This window comes from Brevibacterium sp. ACRRH, assembly GCF_022346365.1.
Lineage (GTDB): Bacteria > Actinomycetota > Actinomycetes > Actinomycetales > Brevibacteriaceae > Brevibacterium > Brevibacterium paucivorans.
In genome coordinates, this window is record NZ_JAKRMN010000002.1 from 207,604 (window position 1) to 231,827 (window position 24,224).

27 protein-coding genes and 2 pseudogenes are annotated in these 24,224 nt (G+C 61.4%); 17 read left to right on the forward strand and 12 right to left on the reverse strand.

Annotation, left to right across the window (positions count from 1 at the left end; genetic code table 11):
• Positions 1 to 50: 50 nt before the first annotated feature.
• Positions 51 to 1,469, reverse strand: a complete 1,419-nt coding sequence (gene purB, locus MHX53_RS03160; RefSeq protein ID WP_239271262.1) for an adenylosuccinate lyase — start codon at positions 1,467 to 1,469, stop codon at positions 51 to 53.
• Between the two features lie 246 nt (positions 1,470 to 1,715).
• Between purB and MHX53_RS03165 the strand changes: the two genes are divergently transcribed.
• The 6 genes from MHX53_RS03165 (at position 1,716) to MHX53_RS03190 (ending at position 7,602) form a co-directional block, all read left to right on the forward strand.
• Positions 1,716 to 1,970: a hypothetical protein gene (locus MHX53_RS03165; RefSeq protein WP_239271263.1), complete on the forward strand. Its 255-nt coding sequence runs from the start codon at positions 1,716 to 1,718 to the stop codon at positions 1,968 to 1,970.
• On the forward strand, positions 1,967 to 2,527 hold the full coding sequence (locus tag MHX53_RS03170; RefSeq protein ID WP_239271264.1) for a hypothetical protein: 561 nt from the start codon (positions 1,967 to 1,969) through the stop codon (positions 2,525 to 2,527). Before MHX53_RS03165 ends, MHX53_RS03170 begins: the two co-directional genes overlap by 4 nt.
• Positions 2,527 to 3,969, forward strand: a complete 1,443-nt coding sequence (locus tag MHX53_RS03175) for a hypothetical protein (protein WP_239271265.1) — start codon at positions 2,527 to 2,529, stop codon at positions 3,967 to 3,969. The genes MHX53_RS03170 and MHX53_RS03175 overlap by 1 nt, the downstream gene beginning before the upstream one ends.
• 142 nt (positions 3,970 to 4,111) lie before the next feature.
• Positions 4,112 to 5,248, forward strand: coding sequence for a pyruvate dehydrogenase (acetyl-transferring) E1 component subunit alpha (gene pdhA / locus MHX53_RS03180; protein WP_239271266.1), 1,137 nt, complete (start codon positions 4,112 to 4,114; stop codon positions 5,246 to 5,248).
• A 2-nt stretch (positions 5,249 to 5,250) separates the two neighbouring features.
• Positions 5,251 to 6,225, forward strand: a complete 975-nt coding sequence (locus tag MHX53_RS03185) for an alpha-ketoacid dehydrogenase subunit beta (protein ID WP_239271267.1) — start codon at positions 5,251 to 5,253, stop codon at positions 6,223 to 6,225.
• A 9-nt stretch (positions 6,226 to 6,234) separates the two neighbouring features.
• Positions 6,235 to 7,602 (forward strand): dihydrolipoamide acetyltransferase family protein, encoded by a 1,368-nt coding sequence (locus tag MHX53_RS03190; protein ID WP_239271268.1) that lies wholly within the window; start codon positions 6,235 to 6,237, stop codon positions 7,600 to 7,602.
• 138 nt (positions 7,603 to 7,740) lie between these two features.
• Here MHX53_RS03190 and MHX53_RS03195 read toward each other — a convergent pair whose 3' ends face one another.
• Entirely contained in the window at positions 7,741 to 8,556 is an 816-nt protein-coding gene (locus MHX53_RS03195; protein WP_239271269.1) for a hypothetical protein, read from the reverse strand.
• A 396-nt stretch (positions 8,557 to 8,952) separates the two neighbouring features.
• Here MHX53_RS03195 and rpmB point away from each other — a divergent pair, with 396 nt between their 5' ends.
• The 7 genes and pseudogenes from rpmB to MHX53_RS03230 form a co-directional block, all read left to right on the forward strand.
• Complete coding sequence (gene rpmB / locus MHX53_RS03200) at positions 8,953 to 9,189, forward strand: 50S ribosomal protein L28 (RefSeq protein WP_102239481.1); 237 nt, start codon at positions 8,953 to 8,955, stop codon at positions 9,187 to 9,189.
• Positions 9,189 to 9,356: a 50S ribosomal protein L33 gene (rpmG, locus tag MHX53_RS03205; protein WP_005882695.1), complete on the forward strand. Its 168-nt coding sequence runs from the start codon at positions 9,189 to 9,191 to the stop codon at positions 9,354 to 9,356. The genes rpmB and rpmG overlap by 1 nt, the downstream gene beginning before the upstream one ends.
• A 3-nt stretch (positions 9,357 to 9,359) precedes the next feature.
• Positions 9,360 to 9,665: a 30S ribosomal protein S14 gene (gene rpsN / locus MHX53_RS03210; protein ID WP_102239482.1), complete on the forward strand. Its 306-nt coding sequence runs from the start codon at positions 9,360 to 9,362 to the stop codon at positions 9,663 to 9,665.
• A 60-nt stretch (positions 9,666 to 9,725) separates the two neighbouring features.
• On the forward strand, positions 9,726 to 10,010 hold the full coding sequence (locus MHX53_RS03215) for an HU family DNA-binding protein (protein ID WP_005882699.1): 285 nt from the start codon (positions 9,726 to 9,728) through the stop codon (positions 10,008 to 10,010).
• A 118-nt stretch (positions 10,011 to 10,128) separates the two neighbouring features.
• A complete protein-coding gene (locus MHX53_RS03220; RefSeq protein WP_040347848.1) occupies positions 10,129 to 10,995 on the forward strand; it encodes a nitrilase-related carbon-nitrogen hydrolase in 867 nt (288 codons plus the stop codon).
• A 34-nt stretch (positions 10,996 to 11,029) separates the two neighbouring features.
• A complete protein-coding gene (locus tag MHX53_RS03225) occupies positions 11,030 to 13,150 on the forward strand; it encodes a cytochrome c oxidase assembly protein (RefSeq protein ID WP_005882703.1) in 2,121 nt (706 codons plus the stop codon).
• A 137-nt stretch (positions 13,151 to 13,287) separates the two neighbouring features.
• Positions 13,288 to 14,202: pseudogene (locus MHX53_RS03230) on the forward strand (MFS transporter); the annotation flags it as partial.
• On the opposite strand, the gene MHX53_RS03235 reads toward MHX53_RS03230, so the two are convergent.
• The 8 genes from MHX53_RS03235 to merA form a co-directional block, all read right to left on the reverse strand.
• Positions 14,197 to 15,198, reverse strand: coding sequence for an IS481 family transposase (locus tag MHX53_RS03235; RefSeq protein ID WP_005882707.1), 1,002 nt, complete (start codon positions 15,196 to 15,198; stop codon positions 14,197 to 14,199). The pseudogene MHX53_RS03230 and the gene MHX53_RS03235 overlap by 6 nt on opposite strands.
• A gap of 69 nt (positions 15,199 to 15,267) precedes the next feature.
• Positions 15,268 to 15,759 carry a cytochrome C biosynthesis protein gene (locus MHX53_RS03240; protein ID WP_239271270.1) on the reverse strand — a complete coding sequence of 164 codons (492 nt, stop codon included), beginning with the start codon at positions 15,757 to 15,759 and terminating at the stop codon, positions 15,268 to 15,270.
• On the reverse strand, positions 15,756 to 16,187 hold the full coding sequence (locus MHX53_RS03245) for a cytochrome c biogenesis protein CcdA (RefSeq protein WP_005882711.1): 432 nt from the start codon (positions 16,185 to 16,187) through the stop codon (positions 15,756 to 15,758). The genes MHX53_RS03240 and MHX53_RS03245 overlap by 4 nt, the downstream gene beginning before the upstream one ends.
• Before the next feature lie 3 nt (positions 16,188 to 16,190).
• Positions 16,191 to 16,715, reverse strand: coding sequence for a TlpA disulfide reductase family protein (locus MHX53_RS03250; RefSeq protein ID WP_005882713.1), 525 nt, complete (start codon positions 16,713 to 16,715; stop codon positions 16,191 to 16,193).
• Entirely contained in the window at positions 16,712 to 17,011 is a 300-nt protein-coding gene (locus MHX53_RS03255) for a hypothetical protein (protein ID WP_005882715.1), read from the reverse strand. Before MHX53_RS03255 ends, MHX53_RS03250 begins: the two co-directional genes overlap by 4 nt.
• A 29-nt stretch (positions 17,012 to 17,040) precedes the next feature.
• Positions 17,041 to 17,415 carry an organomercurial lyase gene (gene merB, locus MHX53_RS03260; protein WP_005882716.1) on the reverse strand — a complete coding sequence of 125 codons (375 nt, stop codon included), beginning with the start codon at positions 17,413 to 17,415 and terminating at the stop codon, positions 17,041 to 17,043.
• Positions 17,397 to 17,702, reverse strand: a complete 306-nt coding sequence (locus tag MHX53_RS03265; protein WP_005882718.1) for an organomercurial lyase — start codon at positions 17,700 to 17,702, stop codon at positions 17,397 to 17,399. The genes merB and MHX53_RS03265 overlap by 19 nt, the downstream gene beginning before the upstream one ends.
• Before the next feature lie 45 nt (positions 17,703 to 17,747).
• The gene (gene merA, locus MHX53_RS03270) at positions 17,748 to 19,172 is read right to left on the reverse strand and encodes a mercury(II) reductase (protein WP_005882720.1); all 1,425 of its coding nucleotides are present in this window, start codon (positions 19,170 to 19,172) and stop codon (positions 17,748 to 17,750) included.
• 105 nt (positions 19,173 to 19,277) lie between these two features.
• Here merA and MHX53_RS03275 point away from each other — a divergent pair, with 105 nt between their 5' ends.
• The 4 genes and pseudogenes from MHX53_RS03275 (at position 19,278) to MHX53_RS03290 (ending at position 22,779) form a co-directional block, all read left to right on the forward strand.
• Positions 19,278 to 19,667: a heavy metal-responsive transcriptional regulator gene (locus MHX53_RS03275; RefSeq protein WP_040347802.1), complete on the forward strand. Its 390-nt coding sequence runs from the start codon at positions 19,278 to 19,280 to the stop codon at positions 19,665 to 19,667.
• Between the two features lie 330 nt (positions 19,668 to 19,997).
• A complete protein-coding gene (locus MHX53_RS03280; protein WP_239271271.1) occupies positions 19,998 to 21,179 on the forward strand; it encodes a Cmx/CmrA family chloramphenicol efflux MFS transporter in 1,182 nt (393 codons plus the stop codon).
• Positions 21,176 to 21,451: pseudogene (locus tag MHX53_RS03285) on the forward strand (leucine zipper domain-containing protein); the annotation flags it as partial. The gene MHX53_RS03280 and the pseudogene MHX53_RS03285, both read left to right, overlap by 4 nt.
• A 209-nt stretch (positions 21,452 to 21,660) precedes the next feature.
• Positions 21,661 to 22,779: a hypothetical protein gene (locus MHX53_RS03290; RefSeq protein WP_005882727.1), complete on the forward strand. Its 1,119-nt coding sequence runs from the start codon at positions 21,661 to 21,663 to the stop codon at positions 22,777 to 22,779.
• Between the two features lie 31 nt (positions 22,780 to 22,810).
• Here MHX53_RS03290 and MHX53_RS03295 read toward each other — a convergent pair whose 3' ends face one another.
• On the reverse strand, positions 22,811 to 23,308 hold the full coding sequence (locus MHX53_RS03295; RefSeq protein WP_005882729.1) for a DUF1772 domain-containing protein: 498 nt from the start codon (positions 23,306 to 23,308) through the stop codon (positions 22,811 to 22,813).
• The gene (locus MHX53_RS03300) at positions 23,305 to 24,174 is read right to left on the reverse strand and encodes an NmrA family NAD(P)-binding protein (RefSeq protein WP_040347804.1); all 870 of its coding nucleotides are present in this window, start codon (positions 24,172 to 24,174) and stop codon (positions 23,305 to 23,307) included. Before MHX53_RS03300 ends, MHX53_RS03295 begins: the two co-directional genes overlap by 4 nt.
• Positions 24,175 to 24,224: the final 50 nt, after the last annotated feature.

The following is a 24,224-nucleotide window of genomic DNA, read 5'->3' on the forward strand; positions in this document are numbered from 1 at the left end:
ACCGCCTCGGGAGTTTCCGACACCCCCGGGTGGTATCCGAAAGGTGACGGTTACGCGCGCCAGTCGGCGACCTCGGCGCGGGCAAGGTCAGCAGCAACACCCGTGTACGTTGCAGGCGTCAACTGGACTAGCGCTTCTTCAAGGTGCGCCGGAAGGCCCAGGTCTGTGACGAACTCACGCATTTGTTCCGGTGTAATGCGGTGACCGCGGGTGAGCTCCTTGAGCTTTTCGTACGGGTTGTCCATGCCGGGGACACCCTGGAGGTATGCTGCGCGCATGACTGACTGGATGGGCTCAGCCAAGACTTCCCAGTTGGAGTCGAGGTCGGCGTCGAGCGCGTCAGTGTTGATTGCGAGGCGACCCAAGCCCTTGACCAGGTTGTTCAAGGCCAGCACCGAGTGCCCAAACGCTACACCGATGTTGCGCTGAGTGGTGGAGTCGGTGAGGTCGCGCTGCAACCGGCTGGTGACAAGCGTGGATCCCAGCGAGTCAAGAAGCGCGCAGCTGAGCTCCAGGTTCGCTTCCGCGTTTTCAAAACGAATGGGGTTGACCTTGTGTGGCATCGTGGACGAACCAGTGGCCCCTTCGACGGGAATCTGGATGAAGTAGTTCATCGAAATGTACGTCCACATGTCCGTGGCCAGGTTATGCGCGATCCGGTTGAAACGTGCCAGGTCAGCGTAGAGCTCCGCTTGGAAGTCGTGGGATTCGATCTGGGTGGTCAACGGGTTGAAGGTCAGGCCCAGTTTCTCGACAAACGTCTGCGCAATGTGTGGCCAGTCAACGCCGGGAGCGGCCACCGTGTGCGCCGCGTAGGTGCCTGTAGCCCCGTTGATCTTGCCCAAGTACTCAGTGTTTTCGATGCGACGGTACTGGCGGGCCAGGCGGTGAACAAACACGGCGAACTCTTTACCCATCGTGGACGGGGTTGCCGGCTGACCGTGAGTGTGGCTGAGCATGGGAGTGTCAGCCAGGTCTTCAGCCATTTGGGCCAGCGTGTCGATCAGGGTGCGAGCGCGTGGGAGCCACACGTCTTCGATAGCGCCTTTGAGGCCCACGGCGTAGGACAAGTTGTTGATGTCTTCTGATGTGCAGCAGAAGTGGACGAGTTCACTCAGGTCGTCGGCGCCGATCTGCGACAGCGATTCCTTGATGAGGTATTCGACGGCTTTGACGTCGTGTACCGTGACCGCTTCAAAGGTCGCCAACTGCGAAATTGTTGTGTGGTCGAACGTTTCGACGAGTCCGCGCAACTGGCGTTTTTCGTCGTCGTGGAGTGTGCGGACACCTTCGAACACGTTGGATTCGAGCAAGTGAATGAACCACTCAACTTCGACGTGAATTCGGTTGCGGTTCAGTGCTGCTTCTGACAGGTAGTCAACGAGTGGGGCGGCGTCGCCACGGTAACGGCCATCGAGTGGGCCCAGAGCGATTGCGGGTTCGAGATCTGCAAGTGTCACACGAGTCATACCGCCATTGTTTCATGGCTCTTGAGTAGCCAGTCGCGTGTGGATTGTGCGGTGTTGCGGTGGCGCGTTCCTGTGGAGTGGGCAGGAGAGCGTCGGGATTGGTGCGGTGATGTGGGGTTTTGTTCCGCCGAGGTCGTTCCTGGGCGAGCGTGTGGGTGGCACACGGGCTGTGGATGGGTGGGGGGTTTTCCACAAGCGGTGATTGTGCGGTGGTGCTCTTGGGCGTGCAGGCGGATTCTGTTTTGTATGGATACTTCATTTGAAACTGCGATCAAGGAATGGATGTACATCGCAGATACTTTGCGTACACACGCGCATCAGACCAGCAGCCTTCAAGGGGTCGCGTGGCACTCGATCTCAGCTGACGCGTTTAAACGTGACGTGGAGGCGCGGGCCACGGATTTTCACAGGGCGGCGAACCTTGCGGAAAACGTGAGTCATGCGCTTGCGGTTCACGGACAAGCCGTTGAAACGGTGTCGAAGGTGGTGCTGGGCAGATGATCGTGGGGATCAATACAGATGTTTTGGAAGACTTTCCAGATGAATTGACGCAGTGCTGGCCGGAGTCGATGCGACCCCAGAACCCTGAAAGTGACGGCCCGCGCGAGTACCACCATGACGTGGTCTACGGTTTTTTGGCTGTCATGAACGCAGCGGAGATCGTCGCTCACGTGCGGTTCACAGGTGAGTACGACTTCAGGTGTTGCGGGTATATATCCGGTTCGTCATGTGTGGCGCTCATGCAATACGCCGGTGGTGACTGTCCCGAATGTGTGGAGAAACGTCGTTTGGTGTTGGGCGATGCGATTCAGGCTGAGCACTTTCCCGACCTGTGTTCTGCAATCGTCCCGTCTAAGGGACATATGAACGTCACGGGTCTGATCCGTCCTGGGCCGGCGGTTCTGGAACGAGCCGGACAGAAGATCCCGTGGTCCGATACCCCTTTAGTAGCGAATGGTGAGGCACAAGCTCTGGAATTTTTAGTTGAAGCTGCGGTGCGTGCTCACATGCGCAACGTGGGAATGTACGTCGACACCGTGAACCATGCGAGTGCGTGATGAGCGGCGGAGCACGAGGTGTCAGCGCTCACCTCGATGACATGGAGAGAAAAGCGGACGAACTGGAGCGTTTGGCGCGTGAGTTCGCGCTTGTAGGGACGCGCTCGCTGGTGTCTCAGGGGGACCTTGAACTGGGGGTTAGTGTCATTGCGTCTGCTCCTACGTGGTTTGAAGTGCGTAAGAGCATGAGCGAATTTACGGTGTTCGTGGGGGCGAGCGCTACACGGCTAGAAGCGACCGCAGTTGCGCTGCGAGCCAGTGTCATGGCGTACCGCCAAGCCCAGAGTGCCAGCGAACGCATCATTGATGACGCCTTGACTGCCGTGGGGAATATCGCGGGACATGTGGCGAGAACAGCTCTTTTTATGCTCACCCCATTCGCGGCAGTAGCGTATGTTCCTGTTCTCGCACTTGACCTTCAAATGAATGTAGCTCGCAGAGTCGTGCGCGCCGAGGGCCCTGACTTCGTGTTGACGCGGGCGATTGGTCAGTCCGCCTTTGCTCTGGCAAAACGCGGTATGCAGAATCTCACACAACAGGCGTTTACGCACCCTGAAGTGAGCCGTCCTGTCATTGAATATGTGATTCCCGGATTCGTGGGAGGGTTTCTGGGACTTCCGCCCGGCGTCCAAAACGTGTTCCGCACACCGCATTCGTCCGAACAAGTCACCACAATGATGGTGAACACGGGATACACGGTGGGCGTGTTTGACTCCAGCGTCACGGTAACCAAGGTCGAGCAGTCGCTCGCGAGGCAGGATCACCCCACAGACTTGAGTGAACTCTATGCGCGTCAACGCTCAGTGCATTCTGGCCGTGACAATGGCCGAGTCCGAGTCGACAAGGTCCGTGGTGCTGATGGTGTTGAACGTGTGGTGGTGTACGTTCCGGCGACAACGGACTGGTCGGTTGGAAGCGGAAACGGAACCGATATGCAAACAAACCTCGAAACCATCGCGGGCAAGGATTCCGCCATGCGGAAGGTCGTTCGCCAAGCACTTGAAGACGCTGGTGTAGACGGTTCAACCGAGATCATGCTGGTGGGGTACTCCCAGGGTGGGATCGTCGCCATGTCACTGGCGGATGACGCTGAGTTCGCTTCAAAATACAACGTCACCACAGTTGTGACCGTGGGGTCCCCAGTTTCGGATTACAGGGTTCCCGACAGTGTGGAAGTGCTGTCGATCGAACACGACCACGACCTGGTTCCCCAACTCGATGGGCGGAAGAACCCCGACCAGCACAACTGGACAACCGTGACCACTTCGCCCCACCTCGGGACCGGCCAGCAAGCCCAAGACGCACACAGCGGTGACGTTTATGCGGAGGCCATTGCGGGGATCGAAAACGACCCAGATGTGCAGGCGTTCAAACGCAAGCGAGGTGAATTTTTTGCGGGGACTGTAACAGAGTCACACCAATATGAAGGAACCCGTCCGTAGAGTGGTGTGAAACACAACTTTCCGTTAGATTATGTATCACCTTATGAAATAGCTCACTTTGGACTTGCGCGCCACAAGCTGCATAGTCCACCACGTTTGGCTGACTTAACCCAAGACCCAGCCCTGACGCTAAGGAGAAGGCATGACATCGACGTCTAATCCAACAATGGGTGTGGACGATGTAGTCCAGATGTTGACGCCCGACGGAACTCGCGTACCCAACAGCGATTTCGACGCATACGCTCACGAACTCACCGTTGACGACCTCAAAGGTTTCTACCGTGACATGGTATTGATCCGTCGCGTTGACGCCGAAGGCAACGCCCTCCAACGCCAAGGCCAGCTGGGCTTGTGGGCGCCACTATTGGGTCAGGAAGCCGCGCAGATCGGACTGGGACGCGCACTGCGCCCACAAGACTACGTCTTCCCCACCTACCGCGAACACGGTGTCGCATGGTGCCGAGGTGTCGAACCAGAAACGCTGTTGGGAATCTTCCGCGGACAGAACCACTCCGGCTGGGACCCCAAGGACAATAACTTCAACGTGTACACGATCGTGATCGGTTCACAGGTCATGCACGCGACCGGTTACGCCATGGGTGTGCAAATGGACGGCGCAGTTGGAACCGGTGACATGGACCGCGACACCATCGCCGTGGCCTGCTGTGGTGACGGTGCCACCAGTCAGGGTGACGTCTCTGAAGCGCTGACCTTCGCGGGTGCTTTCCGGTCGCCAGTCCTCTTCTATGTCCAGAACAACCAGTGGGCCATCTCCGAACCCAACACGGTGCAGACCTCGGTCCCTCTTTACACCCGTGGTCAGGGATTTGGTGTGCCAGGTGTGCGCGTGGACGGAAACGACATCCTGGCTGTGTACTCCGTGTGCCGCGCATACGCCGACCGCATCCGTTCAGGACAGGGCCCCATGCTCATCGAGGCATACACGTACCGCATGGGCGCACACACCACAGCCGACGACCCAACCAAGTACCGCGACTCCGCCGAGGTCGACGCATGGAAGCCCAAGGACCCAATCCTGCGTGTGCGTAAGTACCTGGAAAACACCAACGACGTAGACGCAGCATTCTTCACTGCAATCGATGACGAAGCTGATGCCTTGGCAGAACGCATCCGAAGCGCGTGCGTCAACATGGAACCGCCACCGGTTGACGAAATCTTCGACTCGGTTTTTGTGGAACCACACCCGATGATCGAAGAAGAGCAGCGCGAATACAAGGAATACCTGGCCTCGTTTGAAGACGTAGAAGGGGACAACTAACGATGACAACAATGCCCCTTTCAAAAGGCATTACCGCCGGTCTGCGCAAGGCCATGGAAGACGACCCCAAGGTTGTGCTGATCGGTGAAGACATTGGAAAGCTCGGGGGAGTTTTCCGTGTGACTGAAGGTCTGCAAAAAGACTTTGGTGAGCACCGCGTCATTGACGCTCCACTGGCTGAATCCGGGATCGTGGGTTCGGCAATCGGGATGGCCAAGCGTGGCTTCCGCCCGGTAGTAGAAATCCAGTTCGACGCGTTCATCTTCCCTGCGTACGACCAGATCGTCACCCAGTTGGCAAAGATGCACGCCCGCACCCGTGGCGCAGAAAACCTGCCTGTCGTAATTCGCGTGCCCTACGGCGGTGGAATCGGATCCCCCGAACACCACTCGGAAAGCCCAGAAGCTGTTTTTGCACACCACGCAGGACTCAAAATCATGAGCCCGTCCAACGCGCACGACGCTTTCTGGATGATCCAAGAAGCGATCCACAGCCCCGATCCGGTCATGTACTTCGAACCCAAGCGCCGTTACTGGTTGCGTGGCGATGTGGACGAAGCAAACCGTGGTCTGGACCCATACAGCGCGCAGATTGTGCGCCCAGGAAACGACCTCACTCTGGTCACCTACGGTCCACTTGTGCCCACCGCAATGGACGTGGCCACAGCAGCGGAAGAAGAAGGTAAAACACTCGAAGTCATTGACCTTCGTGGTCTCAACCCCATCGACTTCTCAGTGATCGAAGACTCCGTCAAGCGCACCGGACGCCTGGTTGTCGCCCATGAAGCACCTGTGTTCCTGGGGCTGGGGTCAGAAATTGCCGCCCGCATCACCGAACGATGCTTCTACAACCTGGAAGCACCCGTCATCCGCGTGGGTGGATTCCACACTCCATACCCGGGCTCCAAACTCGAAGAACACTACCTCCCTGACCTCGACCGCATCCTGGATGGCGTGGACCGCGCCCTCGCATACTGAGAGGACTACATGTCTAACGAATTTAACCTTCCCGACGTCGGAGAAGGGCTCACTGAAGCTGACATCGTTTCGTGGAAAGTAGCCCCCGGCGACACCGTGACCGTCAACCAAATCCTGGTCGAAATCGAAACCGCTAAATCGCTTGTCGAACTCCCCAGCCCACAGGCCGGCACCATTGAAGCGATCCTGGTGGAAGAAGGCGAAACCGTGGAAGTGGGCACGCCCATCATCCGCTTCGGTGGAGCCCAGGGAGCAGCAACCCCCGACACCGCCAAGGACGTCGACCAAACCCAGTCCGCGGGCGATGAGGAAAGTGGCCCCAACCTCGTGGGGTACGGAACCAAAGCCAGCTCTACGAAGCGTCGCCCACGCAAGGGAGGTGCAGCGCCAGCTGCGGACACCTCGGCGGCACAAGCAACCCCGGCGCCAGCACCGGAGGCACCCGCAGCCACCCCAAGCGCGTCCGCGGAGACCCGCACCTCAACACCGGACAAGCCGCTGGCCAAACCGCCGGTGCGCAAACTGGCAAAGGACCGGGGAATCGACCTGGGCGACGTCACGCCAACTGGACCCAACGGCCAGATCACTCGCGATGACGTGCTTAACCATGGAACCACCTCGGCGCAGGGAGCCACGGAAAGCCCAGCCCAGGCGGCTACCCCGGTTGGAAGCGGTGCTTTGGACGGCACGGAAGAACGCATCCCGTTCAAGGGAGTCGTCAAGTTCATGGCCCAGGCCATGGTCGACTCCGCGTTCACCGCTCCGCACGTCACCGAATTTGTGGACGTGGACGTCACCGAAACCATGAACCTGGTGCGGAAGTTCAAGGCCAACGAAACTCTGGGTGAAGGCGTCAAGGTTTCGCCACTGCTCATCCTGTCCAAGGCTGTGTGCTGGGCTGTTGCGCGCAACCCGCGGATCAACTCGGCTCTTGACGGTGACTCGATCGTCGTGAAGAAGTACGTGAACCTGGGCATTGCGGCAGCCACGCCACGCGGACTCATCGTGCCAAACATCAAGAACGCGCACGCCATGGGACTGAGCCAGCTGGCTACCGAACTGGGCGAGCTCACCCGCACCGCGCGGGCTGGGAAGACCACGCCGGCGGCTCAGGCGGGTGGAACCATCTCGATCACCAACATTGGGGTGTTCGGAATCGATACCGGAACTCCTATTATCAACCCGGGCGAAGCAGCGATCCTGGCCTTTGGCCAGGTCCGCAAGCGCCCATGGGTCGTGGGCGACGACATCGTGCCACGCGAAATCACCACGCTGGCAGTCTCCGCCGACCACCGAGTTGTCGACGGCGAAGTGATTTCGAAGTTCTTGGCCGACGTAGCTCGCGTCATGGAAGACCCCACGCTTCTGATGGTGTAAGAGTGCGCCAAAGTTGCTCTTGCTAGGGCGACTCTGCTAACTACGTGTGTGAGCCGCGGGATTGATTCCCGTGGCCCACATGTGTTTGTTCGTTTTTAGCCGGCAGCGTCTATGTGTGTCTGTGTGGCCGGCAGGCGTCTATTCGCGCAGTTTGGTGGAGCCGTCTGGGCCCTTCGTGTGGCTGAGACGCTTAGCAAAGCAGTTATCGCGGTCGAGCTTGAACTCTTCGCACTGTTCCAACGCCGGTTCGGGGGAGTCGTACCCGGTGGGAATGACCGTCACCCAGAAATCCTTGACTCGGAACGACGACCATTTTTCACTTTTCAGCATGGCGACTTTGCCGTACTGCTTTTCGTTGTCGCGGTACTCTTGCAGAATTTTTGCGTAGTTCCACTCGTCGTCACCGGTGCCCTCACCGGGGCGTTTGGCGGACAACTGTATGACCCACTTCTCTTCAAGCTTGCTCAGCTCAGCTTCGCTATCAGCGACAATTGTTTCGAGCTCGCTCTTGGCTCGTTCGTTGGGGGACTCGCTTTCTTGGGAAGAGCTTGCTGAGTCGTTTGGCTCTGTTGTGGGGGCCGACCGAGGTGCTGTGGGCTCCACACCTTTGTTTGGGCCCAGGAGCACGAAACCCACCGTGACAACAAGCGCGACGATCGCAAGTATTGCGATGCCAGTGAGCCACTTAAAGGTCTTAGATCGCCGAGGCGGTTGTTGCTGATTGCCCGGCTCCGGCTGGCCGTGTGATGGCCCCTGCTGCTGCTTCTGCGGGTGTGGGGCGGGTTGTTGCTGTGAGTTCTGGGACGGTTGTGCGACCCGCCTGTGCTGAGCAGGTTGGGCCTGTTGATCCGAGTTCGCGGTTTGCTTTTCGAGGTACTCGTAGTAGGACGAGTTGTCGAACCGATTGCTGACTGCTGGACGGATCCGAGGCCGTGAGCCGTCACCGTTGTGCATGCTTTCAACTTTTGCACGCCCTGGTGCAATGAGCAACTACCGGCCAGTAATACGCGTGTGTCGCAGGCGAACCCCGTTCCAACGAAGCCCACCCGTGGCGTGTTGAGTTGTCATGTGCCAACTTGCGGGGTATGTGGCTTTCCACTTATTATGAATGACTGTTGTGTTGACCAATGGTCAACTGTGCTCACACGGCGAACAACGAGCTCGGCCCTCTCTCACAGGCCATCAGCTTTTCCCCGCTGGTGTGACATCTGTTTTAAGCGAGCCATCCAACTTGCTTAAACACGGCCCTCACCGGGCATACACATCACCGCAAGAAACCATAGTCATGCTTTCGCGTGAAGGATTCGGCCCGGTGAACCTGATGTCTAATTAGTGAACTGGAGGAGAGACATGGCAGCTGTCTGCCAGGTAACCGGGACCACCCCCGGTTTTGGACACAATGTGTCCCACTCGAACCGCCGCACCAAGCGCCGGTTTGATCCGAACATTCAGAAGAAGAAGTACTACGTACCGTCCCTGCGTCGCAACGTCACCTTGACCGTGTCCGCACGCGGAATCAAAATCATCGACCGCCGCGGAATTGACGCGGTTGTCACTGAACTCTTGGCCAAGGGAGTGAAGCTCTAATGGCAAAAGCACAGGACGTACGCCCAATTATTAAGCTCAAGTCAACCGCTGGCACGGGTTACACCTACGTGACGCGCAAGAACCGTCGCAACACGCCCGACCGTCTCGTCATCAAGAAGTACGACCCAGTGGTCCGCAAGCACGTCGATTTCCGAGAGGAGCGCTAATTCATGGCTAAGAAGTCAAAGATCGCTCGTAATAAGCAGCGCCTCGAAATCGTCGAGCGCTACGCGGAGCGTCGCGCTGAACTGAAGCGTCAGCTCGTCAGCCCCGACTCCACAGACGAACAGCGCGAAGAAGCACGCCTGGGTCTCCAGAAGCTTCCTCGCGATGCCTCACCAGTGCGTTTGCGCAACCGCGACCAGGTAGACGGTCGTCCACGCGGTTACCTGCGTAAGTTCGGTCTCAGCCGTGTTCGCTTCCGCGAGATGGCACACCGAGGCGAACTCCCTGGTGTTACTAAGTCGAGCTGGTAGTCTGAACTCCGTTACTATCGGAGAAGCCGATTAACCGTCCTATAAGAGGAGAACACTTACATGGCTAAGAACCGCAGCGAACTCGTAGCTGAAGTAGCAGAAAAGACTGGCCTCACCCAGAAGCAGGTTTCTGACGTCCTCGACGGCGTTTTCGACTCGTTCGCAGACGTTGTTTCCAAGGGTGAAAAGCTCACCGTTCCTGGCTGGCTCTCCGTTGAGCGCACCGAACGTGCAGCTCGCAAGGGTCGTAACCCACAGACCGGTGAAGAAATCCAGATCGCAGCTGGCTACTCCGTTAAGCTGTCGGCTGGCTCCAAGCTCAAGGCTGCTGCTGGCAAGCCCTGATATGTAAACCTCCACGGTTTTGTGTTGAGTTGCTCCCCGCCTCTTGGTGGGGAGCAACTTTTGTTTCCCGCCGAGGTGGTTGCTGGGTGCCAAAACTGGGCGCGGTATCCTGGTATGCATGCGAGTATCTGCTATTCAGCTCGGTTATTCGGACAGTGAAAGCCTCGAGGATCGCGTTGAGCGTGCTACCCACATGGTGGAATCTCAACGTGAAGCTGATCTGATCGTTCTTCCAGAACTGTGGGCGCCCACAGGTTTCGACTACACCAAGTGGGGTAAGGCAGCTCAAGCAGTAGACGGCCCTGTGATCGAACGGATCGCCCACGCTGCGCGCTCAGTGGGCGCATATGTACACGCCGGATCCATCATCGAAGCAAGCCCCCACGCGCTGGACCGGCTCAAAGACGCCAACTATGACGTCAAAGCCCTCCCAGTGCTTGCTGACGACGAACGCGGACTGTGGAACACCTCTGTCCTTATCAACCCTGACGGGCAGATCCAGGCGACCTACCGCAAGATCCACCGGTTCGGGTTCGGGTCCGGGGAGCCTAAACTCTTACAACCCGGAACCGAAATCGTGATTCCCACGCTCAACATCGACGGCCGGGAAACCAAGTTCGCACTTGCCACGTGCTACGACCTGCGGTTCCCAGAACTGTTCCGCCAAATGGTCGCACAGGGCGCAGAAGGCCTCATCATCCCGGCTGCATGGCCGGCACCCCGCGTGCGCGAATGGTCTGCACTCTTGCTCGCCCGATCCATTGAAAACCTGTTCCCCATCGTCGCGGTCAACACCGCCGGATACCACGGTGGCACGCAGATGGGTGGGCATTCGGTGATTCTCGACGCTGCTGGCCTACCGTTGGCAGAAGCAGGCGAAGCGCAGACCATCATCACTGCGACCATTGACCTCGACGCGACCGAGGCCCGCCGCGAACGATTCCCCGCGCTGGACGACCGTCGCCTCAACTACACGCTCAACTAACGACCACCTCTGACTCAACGACAACACTCACTGAATGACAACACTGACCACCCGGACTGACACGAAAACCACCGCGACCGCCTCGGGAAAGGGCGCACGCACATGGGTCATGCCCATTTACGTGGTATTTGGTTTGCTGGGTGGGGCTGCTGCGATGGTCCTCACCGGGGCGTGGGCACCCACCCTCATCGGTGATGCCGGACCACTAGCCAGGCTTGGTTTGCCGGTTGCTAAATTCGTCTTTAACTCAGCGATGACCCTCACTGTGGCAAGCCTCATCATGGCCTCCATGGTGTTTCCTCGCACAGATTCTGTGCCACGAGATCGCAAGAAAAGTGCGACACGTGAAGAAGACCTCGACCTGGCATGGCTGGGGTCTGTGCAGATCGCGCAGGTGGCATCCGTTGTGTGGACTGTGGCCGGTGTTGCGGTGTTGGTGCTGGCCTATGTCTCAACCGCCGGCGGACAAGCGTATGCTGGCAACTTTTCTGCACAGTTGGGCCAGTACGTGAGCCAGGTGGATTCGGGGCGGCTGTGGCTCACGATTGTCCTCGCCTCAGCTGTCACTTCCACGGTGATTTTCGCGGTGCGGAGTTTTGCCGGTATTGCATGGGCCACCGCTTTTTCGCTTTTCCCCCTCATCCCATTGGCACTCATGGGTCACACGGTTGGAGCGTCCGGGCACACGCAGGCTGTCAACAGTCTGGGCCTGCACCTTTTGGCCGTCATCATGTGGGTGGGTGGAATCCTGGTGTTGGCGCTCTTGGCGCCTCGCCTGATTCACCGGGCCGATCTGCGCAACATCGTGGAACGTTACTCGCAGCTGGCCCTGGCCGCGGTTCTGGTGGTGGGCTTTTCGGGTTTCATGAACGCAATTCTGCGCGTGAAATCCTTGAGCGACTGGCAAACACCTTATGGCATGCTCATCATCGCCAAAACCGTCGCCACCATCGCAGTCGCTGTGATTGGTCTGTGGCACAGGAAGTTTGTGATCGGGCGTTTGGGTGAGTCGCTCAACACGCGAGCTCAGCTTCGTGCGAAGCGTGGTGCTCAACCCACCGCTGACCAGGTGTCGGCACGGGTCGAGTTCTGGCGACTTCTCCTGGTTGAAACGGCGCTCCTGGCAGCAACGTTGGGGGCTGGGATCGCACTGGCTCGATCGCAACCACCCATTCCCCAGGAAGCACCTCCAGCTCCCACGCCGGCGGAAATTCTGTCCTATGAGTCTCTTCCCCCGGAACCCACGTTCTCCAACTACTTCACCCAGTGGCTGTGGGACCCGCTGTGGCTGGTCGTCGCGGTAGGCGCCTCGTACCTGTACATTCGCGGCTATCTGGCGATTCGTAAGAAGGGCGGCGAATGGCCCGTTATGCGAGTGATCTGGTGGATTACCGGTATGGCGCTGTTGGTGTACGTGACGTGCGGTGGTCCCGTAGTGTACGGTCGCGTGCTGTTCTCTGGACACATGATCCAGCACATGCTTTTGGTCATGGTGGTTCCCCTGCCCATGGTTCTGGGCGCGCCAATCACGCTCCTCATGCGGGCGGCCCCTACTCGGCAAGATGGGTCCCGAGGTTTCCGCGAGTGGATCTTGCTTCTCATCCACTCCCGCTATTTGAGGTTTTGGGCCCACCCGATTGTCGCGTCAATCAACTTTGCGGGTTCCCTGGTGGTGTTTTACTGGGGTGGTCTCATGTGGCCAGCACTTAAAACACACGTGGGCCACGAGATTATGATCATTCACTTCTTAGCAGCCGGGTACTTGTTCTCTGCTGCCCTTGTGGGTATTGACCCAGGAACTAAGCGTTATCCACCAGCGATTTCGTTCCTCATTTTGCTCATCACTATGGCGTTCCACGCGTTCTTCGGTATCTCGATTATGGGTGCTACAACACTCATCGAAGGCGATTGGTTTGGAAACATTGGACAAGAATGGATTGCAGCGATAGACGATCAGCAGCTTGGTGGCGGTATCGCTTGGGGAATCGGTGAGATCCCAACGTTGCTCATGGCAATTATTGCTGCGATCCACTGGAACCAGCAGTCCGAACGTGAAGCGAAGCGCCGAGACAGGTCGGAAGACCGCACAGGCGACTCGGAACTTCGCGCCTACAACGAAATGCTCGAACGTTTGAATAAGGCGCAGAAGAGGTAACCCTCTGCGCACATAAGCACACTGGCTCTGCGAATTAGTAGTGCGTGAAGTTGCTGACATCACATGGCTTGTGGGGTTAGCTTTATGTACAACATCTATATACATGTGCGTGTGCACAATGACGTGATGGAGTTTCAATGAGCACGCATACTCAAAAGACGGCCGATACGAGCACGCTTTCGCGCGTTGTTGCGGCATCCATGGCAGGTACCGTCGTCGAATGGTACGAATTCTTTTTGTACGCCTCGGCCGCAACCTTGGTGTTTAACAAGATTCTGTTCCCACCAGCCGACGACCCGCTCACACCTATTCTTCTCGCGTTTGCAACCTACGCAGTCGGCTTCATCGCCCGCCCTATCGGCGGAATAGTGTTTGGTCACTTTGGCGATAAGCACGGACGTAAAAAACTGCTTCAACTGTCGATCATCTTGGTGGGTGTTTCGACATTCCTGATGGGTTGCTTGCCAACTTACGCAGCGCTCGGTGCGATCGCTCCGATCCTTTTGGTTCTCTTGCGCTTTGTTCAGGGTTTTGCCGTGGGTGGCGAATGGGGCGGAGCCGTTCTCCTTGTCGCCGAGCACTCGCCTAAAGAGAGTCGCGGGTTCTGGTCCTCATGGCCACAGTCGGGAGTGCCCCTGGGTAACCTGCTGGCAACGGCTGTTCTGTTTGTACTCACGGCAGTTCTGCCTGAAGAACAGTTCATCTCATGGGGTTGGCGCATTGGTTTCTGGCTCTCCGCCGTTATTGTGCTGATCGGTTGGTACATTCGCACCCGAGTGTCGGACGCCCCGATCTTCCAAGAAGCCCAAAAAGAAATCCACCACGAAGACAAGTCCTACGGTTTCTTCGAAGTGTTTAAGCGCTACCCTCGCGGAGTGTTCTGCGCTATGGGCCTGCGTTTGGTGGAGAACATTCACTACTACCTGGTGGTGACCTTCTCGATTACATACCTGAGCACTCAGGTGGGCATCAAGTCGCACGAGATTCTGGGCTTGCTCCTGGGCGCCCACGCGATCCACGCAGTGTGTGTTCCGTTCGTGGGACGCCTAGCTGTATGAGGCCAGGACGTTGTTGACGCGAATTGGCACGAGCGTGGCCGGCGGCTGACCGTCCGCGGCACCGTGCGGGCGGTGGTAGTTGTAGTGCAGGTTCCAGCGCTCGAGGGCGTTGGCGCGTTCGTCTTCTGAGGTCCATGTCCGTGCATAGAGGAACTCTTCGGCAAGGATCCGGTTGTACCGCTCGATCTTTCCGTTGTGGCGGGGCGTGTAGGGCGTGATCCGTTGGTGCCGCGACCCGGCCAGTGCATCGGCGAACGCTGAGGCGCGGTAACAGGATCCGTTGTCGGTCACGATCCGTTCGATGTGCGTGATGCCATGAGCCGCGAACCATGCCCGCGCTCGCGCGAGGAACGCAACGGCCGTCGCGGCCTGCTCGTTCGGCAAAGCCTCGGTGTACGCGAGGCGTGAGTAGCCGTCAATCGCTGAGTGGAGGTAGACGTAGCCGGCTCGCGTGCCGCGGGTTTTCGTCCGCGCGACGGCGCGAGCTTCCGGGCTGTCCTTGCCATGAGCCCGCCATCCGCCGCCATCGGGGATTCGGACGACCTTCTTGACGTCCAGGTGAACCATGTGGCCGGGGCACCGAGCGACAATCTTCCTCGCTTCGCGGTTACTTTCCCCGGTCGGGTCGATGAAGCGGCGCCGGTTGAGCTGCAGGTCGGTGAGGATGCGACTCACCGTGCGCCGACTGATCTGAATGCCGACCTGTTCGAGCTCGAACGTGATCCGAGCCGCTGACCACTTGTGCTCGCGCCGCATGCGTTCGACTTCGCGAACAACGACGTTGGGGGTGGCTGTCGGGGATTGCTTAGGCGTCGATGAGCGGTCGAGCAGACCGACCTCACCGAACTCACGATGGCGATGGACCCACTTTGACGCGGTAGCGCGGGAGATTCCCATCTCAGCTGCCACGTGAGCGATCGGCCGGGTCTTGCAACGCTCGACCAGCCGCCGACGTCCCTCGACTGACAGTGGCGAGTTGCGGTGAGTCATGCACGTCCTTCGAAGAATGTTCCAGTCGAGTCGCTGAGTCCCGGACCAAGCCCCCCATTCAGCCGTCGGCTACTGACCCTCGTGGTCGCCGCCTGACACGCCGAGCCCGACGTTCGTGGTGTCGCAGCAGGCCTCCGGCGATTCGGAACTGGCTCGACGCCGCCTATGGGCGGCGCCAAGGGCGAGTACTACGAGGAGGGAGATGACCGCGAGCGCCGCGATCGGCGCCGTGTGAGCCTGAACCCAGCCGGACAGGGTCGTTGAGAGCCTGGCGACACCGCCGGCACGGCCGGTCGCGACGAGGTTGTTGTCGGCGGTGGCGGCGGGCCACCAGTACCACGCGAGGTAGACGCCGGTGAGCAGCAAGACGGCGCCGGTGATCCGGGGGCCATAACTCCCGAGGCGTGCGACGTGGCGGGTTAGGCCGGTACCCGCGGCGGTGGTCGCGAGTGCGAGCAGCAGCAGGATGCTGGCTGAGCCGGCGGCGTAGACACCGAAGACCAGCAGCAGCCCCGCGTAGCTGGCGGTGGCCTGTGCCTGGGCGATGACAGCAAGGATCACTCCGAAGGTGCACGACAGGGAGGCGAGGGCGTAGCCGATCCCGAAGACCAGCATCCGGGCGGTTGGCGGAGGCCTTCGGTTGCTCGGCCGGTGATCCGGGGCAACCGCACGGAGATCGAACGGCCGGCCAGCATCCACAGGCCGAGGAGCACCAGTAGGACGCCTACGGCGAGACCGAGTTTGGGCGCTGCCTGGATCAGGCCCCGAGCCCCGGCGCTCACCAGCAGGCCCGCAGCTGCGAGGGTGCCGGCGAACCCGATCGCCAGTGCGATTCCGGACCGCAGGGCCCTCAGCAGCCGCACCGGGACGGGCGAGGCGTCAGCGTCGCCGAGGGTCTGGCTGATCCAGGCCGGCAGCAGCGCGAACCCGCATGGGTTGACCGGCGCCACCATGCCGGCGGCGAAGGCGAGGCTGAGCAATCCGCCCATGGATCAGGCTCCGGCCTTGACGAGTTCGGCGGTGATCGTCTTCGCGTCGGGCTCGGTGGCACGGAAGGTCACCTTGCCGTCGCCGTCGATGACGATGAGGGTGGACAGGGCGGCAACGTCGAATCGCTGGGACAAGGCGGCACCCTCGTCTATGGCGGCCGGGACGTGTTCGGCGTCGACGTACTCCATGAATCCCTCGATGGTCTCCTTGGACTCGCCGGGGTCCATGTCGACGGCGAGGAAGCTCGCCCCAGCACCCGACTTCTCGGCAGCGGTGGCGGCCTCGCCGAGGGAGCGGACGCCTTCAACGCATTCGCCGCAGCCGACGGAGAAGAAGAACACCGCGGTCGGCTTCCCGCTGGCGGGCAGGCTGACCATCTGGCCGTCGATGCTAGTAACCGCCGCTGGCGTGCCCGCATCTGCGGCTGGTGTGGCGTCGGTGTTTCCGCAGGCGGTCAGAGCCAGGGAGCCTGCAAGCAGGAGGCCGGCGACCGAGAGGGTCGCGCGGCGGGTGCGGGTAAGCGTCATCGGTTCTGGTCGTCCTTCGTGTCGCTGGGGTGGGTGGAGTTCACAGGCGGGCAACAGCCATGCCTGGCGTTGTTGCCGCCGCTGCGGCGCCGCGTGGTCGCGAGGACCGCGAGCACCAGGACGGCGATGCCGGTGCCGATCACCCAGGGGTTGCCGAGGAACCCGCCGACACTGGCCAGCAGACCACCGGCGAGGAGCAAGGGAAGTAGGGCGCAGCAGGCGACCATGAGCAGCGCGGCCCCGGCTCCGAGGAGCAGGCCGCTGCCTCCCGGTTGGTCGTCGTGGTTGGACTTCATCGGAGTGGAGTTCCCTTCGGTGTTCTTGGTCAGCAGCGGCAGTGGCCGTCGTCGGCCACTGCCGCGTTGGCCTGGAACTGGTTGAGGAAGCCGGTCGTGAGGTCGGTACCGATCCGATAGGCAACGGCCACGGGCACGACCTCGGCGCGGGGGTGCTCGGCCAGCCAGCCCGCGGCGTCCTCATCGGAGGTGAAGTAGTGGACCTGGTTGCAGAAGGAGGACCGGATCGAGGTGATCTGGTCGGGGTTGACCAGCGACACCACCGCGGTGGCGGGTTCGACGCTGGTGACGCCGGCGACGGGGTCGATGGTGACCCGGATCGGCTCGCCGCTGGTCGGGGAGACCGACTCCACGCTCGCCGCGCGCTCGAGCAGGGTCGGAAAGATCAGGGTGTCCAGGCGCACCAGGTGTAGAGCTCCTCACCGGCCACGGTGAACCGGTGAGGGGTGGGGCGCAGGGTGAGGCCCTGGCCGATGATGCGGCCCTGGTCGTCGTACTCGGTGTCCGGCACCGCGGCCAGACCCGTGCGTACGGCGTCGACCGGACGGCCGGCGGCCGCGGCGAACTGCTCGACGGTGACCGGGCCGCCCTCGACGATCAGCCGCAGCAGCGGGATCAATAGGACGGCGTCAAGGCCGGTCTCTTCGGTGTTGTTGAGTCGTTCGGGCAGTTGCGTCGTGAGCTCCGACATGGCGGTACCTTCTTCATGAGTCGGGTGGAGGCTGTCGGCTGCGGGTCACGCGCAGCAGGACAGCTTGGAGATGTCGGTGGTGAAGGCCTTGGCGGCGATCCGGATGCCTTCGGTCATGGTCAGGTAGGGCGCCCATGCGTCGGCGACCTCGGTGACGGTCTTGCCGAGGATGTGGACACCGGCGGCGGCGAGCTCGCCGGCGTCTTTGGCGACGGCGGTGAGGCCGAGGATCTCGCCGGTCTCAGCGTTGGCGACGATCTTGATGAAGCCGCGGGTGTCGCGGTTGACCAGCGCCCGGGGCACGTAGTCCAGCGGCAGGACGCGGCAGTCGCAGCGGATCCCGGCAGCGAGCACCTGGGCCTCGGTCATCCCGACCGCGCCGATCGCCGGACTGGTGAAGGTCACCCGCGGCAGCCGGCTGTGGTCCACCGACCGCTCAGCGCCAGCGAACGTGTTCTCAGCGACCATGTTGCCGTGGTGGGCGGCGACGTAGACGAACTCGGGGTGCCCGGTCACGTCGCCGGCTGCCCAGATCCGGGGGTTGGAGGACTGCAGTTGGTCGGTGACCACGATCTCGCCCGTGTCGCCGGTCTTCACCTCCACCGCATCGAGGTTCAGCCCATCGGTGACCGGTCGGCGGCCGAGGGCGACGAGGACCTGTTCGGCGTGGAATTCCTGCTCGCCGCCGGAGATGTCAGCGGTGACAACAACCTGGCCCCTGACGTCGTCACGGGCAACGTGGGTCGGGACCGCACGGCGGACCACGCGGATGCCCTCGTCGGCGAAGACCTCCTGCAGCGCCTTGGATACCTCCGGCTCCTCCTTCGACGCCAGCCGGGAACGAACCAGCAGGGTGACCTTCGACCCGAGCCGGGCGAACAGTTGGGCCTGCTCCAAGGCGACGTAGCCGCCGCCGAGCACCAGCAGCGAGTCGGGAACCTTGGTCAACTCCATCGCCGTGGTCGAGGTCAGGTAGCCGGCCTCCTCAAGACCGTCGATCGGTGGGGCCCATGCGCTGGCGCCGGTGGCGACCAGGTAGTGATCAGCGTCGATCGTCTCGACCGCACCGTCAGTCGCGGTGACCTCAAGAACGGGCGCTTCTGGCGTGCCGGCGAACGCAGCGTCGCCGTGGCGGATCTGCCAGCCGTAGGCGTCGGCGACGTCGACGTACTTCTCACCCCGAAGTTCCTCGACGAGGTCCTGCTTGCTGCTGATCAGCGCGGGCATGTCCACGTCGTCCGCTGTGGTGGCGATCCCCGGGAAACGGTTGCCCGCCTCGGCAGCGGTCTGGCGGGCTTCAGCGGCGGCGATGAGCGCCTTCGACGGCACGCAGCCGGTGTTCACGCACGTGCCGCCGAAAGTGCCGCGCTCGATCATCACCACCGACTTGCCGAGCGTGGTCGCGCGGATGGCGGCGGCGAACGCGGCGCCACCCGATCCGATGATCGCAAGGTCGTACCTGGACTGCATCCCGATTCCTCCCCTGAGTCTTGAGAATTGCTCTTGATGCAGCCACAATGGACCTTCCAGTACGGGGGAAGGTCAAGTGCGACCTGTGACACATCGGAGACCCAGATGAGGATCGGCGAACTCGCCGAGGCGGCCGGCACCACCGCCAAGACCCTGCGGTTCTACGAGGAGCAGGGCCTGCTTCCCGCGGCCGAGCGCACCGCGTCGGGATACCGCGACTACGATCCGGAAGCAGCGACTCGGATCGACTTCATCCACCGCGGCCAGGCTGCCGGACTTACCCTCGCGCAGATCAAACAGATCCTCGACATCCGCGATGGAGGCGAGATTCCCTGCGGCCACGTCCGGGACCTCCTAGACGTTCGTCTGAAGGACATTGAGCGCCAGATCTCGGATCTCGTCTCCCTCCGCGACAACGTTGCCGCCCTCCGCGACGCAGCCGCAGAACCCGAACCCGAGACCTGCAACGCCGACGAGGTCTGCAGGTACCTGTAGCCAATCCGAGATGACGCGCGCAGAGGCGGAGCCTCCTGCCGCGACCTTCCTACGTGACCACAACGTTATGGCCAGCAACAGTTGTTGCTGGCCAGGATGTTGTTGATGCTTCTTGGGAACTGCGGCGCAGACGGGTAAGCTGAGCCGTATGTCGAGCCCTGAATCGGACACTCAGGGGCTTTCGGTCACGCCGTCAGCCCCTCACCTCAGCTGAGCCCCTAGCTCTGCCGCCCAGTACTGCACGCAGCACGACATTCGGGTGTTTCTTCGGGCGCTGACCGTGGTGACGAGACGTTCTCTTGTTCGTACTCTCGCTTCGGAGCTATCTCGATGCCTTTCTCTCTCTATCTTCTTGCCCTGGTGGTCTTCGCCATGGGTACTTCCGAGTTCATGCTCGCTGGCCTCGTGCCCGACATCTCCACTCACTTCGGCGTTTCCTTGGGGACTGCTGGCCTTCTGACCTCGGCATTCGCCGCAGGGATGATGATCGGCGCACCTGCGATGGCCGCGCTCACTCGTCGCCTCCCCGTGAACGGGACACTCCTGGGTTGCGTGATCGTGTTCGCGCTGTCCCATGTCGTAGGCGCACTCACGCCGGACTTCACTGTTCTGTTCGTCACGCGCGTGATCGCCGCGATCGTCAATGCGGGCTTTTTGGCGGTCGCGCTGGGAGCGGCGACGCAACTCGTGGCACCGGACGCCAAAGGTCGGGCCGTGGCGGTTCTGCTGGCGGGTACCACCGTCGCCACCGTCGCCGGTGTCCCCGCGGGCGCTCTGCTTGGTACGGCACTCGGTTGGCAGTCGACGTTCTGGGCGATCGCTTTTCTCTGCGTCCCCGCTGCGATCGGCATCGCCGCGGGCTTCACCACTCGAACTGACAGCTCATCAAGGGAGGATCCGTCCTCGACGTCGCTGCGGGTGGAGCTGGCGCAGCTTGCCTCCCCGCGCCTCGTCTTGACGATGCTGCTCGCTGCCCTGGTGAATGCCGGGACCTTTGCCACACTGACCTTCCTCGCGCCGATCGTTACGGAGACCGCCAGTCTGAGCCAGTGGTGGGTGTCGGTGGCGCTTGTGCTCTTCGGCGTCGGCTCCTTCATCGGTGTCACCGTTGCGGGACGGCTCTCGGATGCCCGACCTCGAATCGTCATCGTGGGCGGTGGAAGTGTTCTTGTGCTCGGGTGGCTCGCTTTGGCGATATTCGCGACGAACCCCGTTGCCCTGCTCGGTCTCGTTTTCGCTCAGGGAGTGTTGGGCTTCGCTGTCGGGAGCACGCTGATCACGCGAGTGCTCTATGCGGCGGCGGGTGCGCCCACCATGGCCGGGTCATACGCGACAGCGGCGCTCAACGTGGGCGCAGCCGTCGGTCCCGTACTTGCCGCTGCCGCACTCAGCGTTACGCCGGGCGCGCTCGGGCCGGTTTGGGTGGCCGTCTTCGCGACCGCAACGGCATTGCTGCTCGCAGTTCCGCTTCTTCGACTGATTGCACCTGTCGAGAGCGAAGCGGTCAAGTGACGCACCCAGACTCACCCTTGACGGTCGAAGGTTGTCCCCGGCTCATCGCGCGTTGTCGGACTTGACCTCTCGCGCATGTCGCCGCCGAGATGGGCATCTCTCGAGCCACCGCATCCAAACGGGTTGGACGCTACCGTTGATTCGGTGAACTCGGCTTGCACGACCGTGCGTCTGCACCTATCCGCCAGCCAACGGCAACGCGGAACGAACTCGTGATGATTATCGAAACCATGCGACGTCACCACAAGTGGTCGGCTTCACATGGTGCACATCGACGTGAATGAAGAGCGGACACATCCCGAACGGCGGTGCCGATTCCTGCTAGAATTCCTCCCATGAGTTGGCAGCAGCGATTTTCCAGCCCCCGGCCGGGTAACGGCCGCGGGGTTCTCGACGTGCGCCTATAGCTCACTGGGTCTCCGCAGGCGCGGCCGGGGGTGTTCTCCTCGTTCATCAGCCCACGATCCTGTTGGAGACTCTCATGGCTTATGCCGATTACTTGACCCCTGAACAACTCTGCCGCGCCCTCGACCTCCGGGATCTCACCGATCCCGCCCAGGGCGAGCATGCCATCCAAGCTCTTCTGAGTGCCGTCGTCGCAAGCCTCGAATACACCTGGGGCAGCACGATCCGGTACGTGCGCAGCTCTCCCATCGTCTCAATCACCGCGAACTACGACCGCCTCGGTTACGCCCGAGGCGACGTTACCCGCGCCCGCCGCTACACCCGATACATCAGCCCGACGGCCATGTTGCGCAGCCACATGAGTGCGGAGCTCCCCACCGCGCTGGAAGCCTACGCCGGCTGCGGAGATGTCGATGAGCTGATCGTCGCGCCGGGGCTCGTGTATCGACGCGACGCCGTCGACCGCAGCCACGTAGGAGAACCTCACCAGGTCGACCTCTGGCGCATCCGCAGCACACCAGACACCAGAGACGAGGACATGCTCGACATGATCGAAGAACTGGTCGATGCCGTTCTCCCAGGAGCCGAGTGGAGGATCACCGAAGCCGACCACCCCTACACCGTGGGCGGGCGTCAGATTGATGTTCGACATGACGGTGAATGGCTCGAACTCGCCGAGTGCGGACGCATTCACCCAGAGGTGCTGCGCGGCTCAGGGCTCGACCCCGAGCAGTGGTCGGGACTGGCGCTCGGGATGGGGCTCGAACGGGCGCTCATGCTGCGCAAGGCGATCCCGGACATCCGCTATCTGCGAGCCGCCGACCCGAGGATAGCCGAGCAGATGCTGACCCTGGAACCGTGGCAACATGTATCCTCGCTGCCACCGGCCCGACGTGATATCTCCGTAGTCGTCACGGACGAAGAGGACGAGGAGACCCTTGGCGATCGCATACGCACGGCGCTCGGTGACGACACTGACCTGATCGAGACCGTCGCAGTGCTCAGCCGTACCGAGCATGAGAACCTACCCGAGACCGCACGAGCGCGGTTGGGGACGCGGCCGGGGCAGGTCAATGTGCTGCTGCGGATCGTGCTTCGCCCGATCGACCGCACACTCACCGCAGATCAGGCCAACTCGATCCGCAACACGATCTACCGCGCCGTCCACGAGGGGCCGGTGATGGAACTCATCTGAACCCGATATGCCTGCGTTGCGAAGGCTCCCTTCAACTCTGACCGGATGCGGCGATCACCAGCGTTACGAGTGCGCCAGTGCTCAAGACGGTTCGGGTGTGGTTCCATCTGTTCCAGGGAGCCTCGAAACCCTTGCGCGTGTCGCGGAGCCGCTGTGCCGTGTCTGCGGGTGCCCGGTCGAGCGCGCGGTTCAGCGGCACGTTCCCGGCGGCAGTGATGCCGAAGGAGAGCACCGAGCAGGCAGCGCCCACGACGAGCCATCCGAAAGCCGAGACGTCCTCTCGGCCGACGGCCAGGATCGCGCCTGCGACGGCAGTGAGTGGTGCGACGAGGAAAACGCTGAGGAACCAGCCGTTCAGGATTACCCCGTTGATGGCGCGAAAGGCTCCGACGTAGCTGCGATCGTCGATGTGTCGGAAGCCGGGGTTGATCGCACAGGAGAACGCGAAGAACACCCCGGCCAGCAGTCCGTTGGTGACGACACCGGCGACAAGCACGGACGTGAAAATACAGTCGAACACAATCGTCACCCCAAGCCGGAGGTGAGCAGACGATCGATCGTGACCTCGAGGCTCGACTCCCCACGGATAATGCGGTCTCCGCGCGGGGCAAGCAACCCTTGCTCGTCAGCCCGGTACAGTTCGGCGAGACTCTCGGCAATATGCGGACGGAATCCCGCATTGACCAGTACCTCGATCCAGGTGTCCTCGGGCATCGTCGCAACGTGCAGCTCGCGCCCGAGGGCGGTACCGAGCACCCTGGCGACATCGCGTTCCGAGTAGGCAGGGCCGACGATATCGACGCTCTCGCTGCGAGCTGGCGGGGAGAGCAGCATCTGGGCCGCGGCGACACCGATGTCGCGAGTGGCGATCATGGGAATCGGCGCCTCGGCTGACGCTGCGAACACCGGGTAGACGCCACTGTCACGAGCGACGCCGACCACGTCGACGACCTTCTCCTGGAAGTGCCCCGAACGCAGGGCCGTCACCACGGCACCAGTGGTGAGCAGCGCCCGCTCGAGCCGATGCAACCCCACGATCGGACCGGTACCCTCGGCCAGATCCGCCCCGCCCGAGGACAGCATGACGACGTGCGGAACCCGTCGATTCACGACCGCGCCGCTGATCGAAGCGATCAGGGCATCGGCGTGCGCATCGAGGTCGTCGGCGGTCAGATCGAACGGCAGCAGCGCGAAGACCCCGGTCGCTCCCTCAAGCGCGTCGCTCAACGCCGTCTGGTCGCTCAGCTCCACGACGCGGGTCTCGGCACCCTGCGCTGTCCACGCTTCCGCATCTATCTGGCGGCGCACCAGAACACGCACGTCGGCACCGGCATCCAGCAGCCTTCGTGCAGTGACCGATCCGACCCTTCCTGTGACCCCAGCGATGATGTACATGTTGTTTCCTCCTGTGAGCATCGATTGATTGTTCTTCGACGCTATGCGGC

Excerpts from the sequence above, each read along its gene's own strand:
- purB (WP_239271262.1), bottom strand. The coding sequence starts at position 1,469 with ATGACTCGTGTGACACTTGCAGATCTCGAACCCGCAATCGCTCTGGGC.
- MHX53_RS03165 (WP_239271263.1), top strand. The coding sequence starts at position 1,716 with ATGGATACTTCATTTGAAACTGCGATCAAGGAATGGATGTACATCGCA.
- MHX53_RS03170 (WP_239271264.1), top strand. The coding sequence starts at position 1,967 with ATGATCGTGGGGATCAATACAGATGTTTTGGAAGACTTTCCAGATGAA.
- MHX53_RS03175 (WP_239271265.1), top strand. The coding sequence starts at position 2,527 with ATGAGCGGCGGAGCACGAGGTGTCAGCGCTCACCTCGATGACATGGAG.
- pdhA (WP_239271266.1), top strand. The coding sequence starts at position 4,112 with ATGACATCGACGTCTAATCCAACAATGGGTGTGGACGATGTAGTCCAG.
- MHX53_RS03185 (WP_239271267.1), top strand. The coding sequence starts at position 5,251 with ATGACAACAATGCCCCTTTCAAAAGGCATTACCGCCGGTCTGCGCAAG.
- MHX53_RS03190 (WP_239271268.1), top strand. The coding sequence starts at position 6,235 with ATGTCTAACGAATTTAACCTTCCCGACGTCGGAGAAGGGCTCACTGAA.
- MHX53_RS03195 (WP_239271269.1), bottom strand. The coding sequence starts at position 8,556 with ATGCACAACGGTGACGGCTCACGGCCTCGGATCCGTCCAGCAGTCAGC.
- rpmB (WP_102239481.1), top strand. The coding sequence starts at position 8,953 with ATGGCAGCTGTCTGCCAGGTAACCGGGACCACCCCCGGTTTTGGACAC.
- rpmG (WP_005882695.1), top strand. The coding sequence starts at position 9,189 with ATGGCAAAAGCACAGGACGTACGCCCAATTATTAAGCTCAAGTCAACC.
- rpsN (WP_102239482.1), top strand. The coding sequence starts at position 9,360 with ATGGCTAAGAAGTCAAAGATCGCTCGTAATAAGCAGCGCCTCGAAATC.
- MHX53_RS03215 (WP_005882699.1), top strand. The coding sequence starts at position 9,726 with ATGGCTAAGAACCGCAGCGAACTCGTAGCTGAAGTAGCAGAAAAGACT.
- MHX53_RS03220 (WP_040347848.1), top strand. The coding sequence starts at position 10,129 with ATGCGAGTATCTGCTATTCAGCTCGGTTATTCGGACAGTGAAAGCCTC.
- MHX53_RS03225 (WP_005882703.1), top strand. The coding sequence starts at position 11,030 with ATGACAACACTGACCACCCGGACTGACACGAAAACCACCGCGACCGCC.
- MHX53_RS03235 (WP_005882707.1), bottom strand. The coding sequence starts at position 15,198 with ATGACTCACCGCAACTCGCCACTGTCAGTCGAGGGACGTCGGCGGCTG.
- MHX53_RS03245 (WP_005882711.1), bottom strand. The coding sequence starts at position 16,187 with ATGGGCGGATTGCTCAGCCTCGCCTTCGCCGCCGGCATGGTGGCGCCG.
- MHX53_RS03250 (WP_005882713.1), bottom strand. The coding sequence starts at position 16,715 with ATGACGCTTACCCGCACCCGCCGCGCGACCCTCTCGGTCGCCGGCCTC.
- MHX53_RS03255 (WP_005882715.1), bottom strand. The coding sequence starts at position 17,011 with ATGAAGTCCAACCACGACGACCAACCGGGAGGCAGCGGCCTGCTCCTC.
- MHX53_RS03265 (WP_005882718.1), bottom strand. The coding sequence starts at position 17,702 with ATGTCGGAGCTCACGACGCAACTGCCCGAACGACTCAACAACACCGAA.
- merA (WP_005882720.1), bottom strand. The coding sequence starts at position 19,172 with ATGCAGTCCAGGTACGACCTTGCGATCATCGGATCGGGTGGCGCCGCG.
- MHX53_RS03275 (WP_040347802.1), top strand. The coding sequence starts at position 19,278 with ATGAGGATCGGCGAACTCGCCGAGGCGGCCGGCACCACCGCCAAGACC.
- MHX53_RS03280 (WP_239271271.1), top strand. The coding sequence starts at position 19,998 with ATGCCTTTCTCTCTCTATCTTCTTGCCCTGGTGGTCTTCGCCATGGGT.
- MHX53_RS03290 (WP_005882727.1), top strand. The coding sequence starts at position 21,661 with ATGGCTTATGCCGATTACTTGACCCCTGAACAACTCTGCCGCGCCCTC.
- MHX53_RS03300 (WP_040347804.1), bottom strand. The coding sequence starts at position 24,174 with ATGTACATCATCGCTGGGGTCACAGGAAGGGTCGGATCGGTCACTGCA.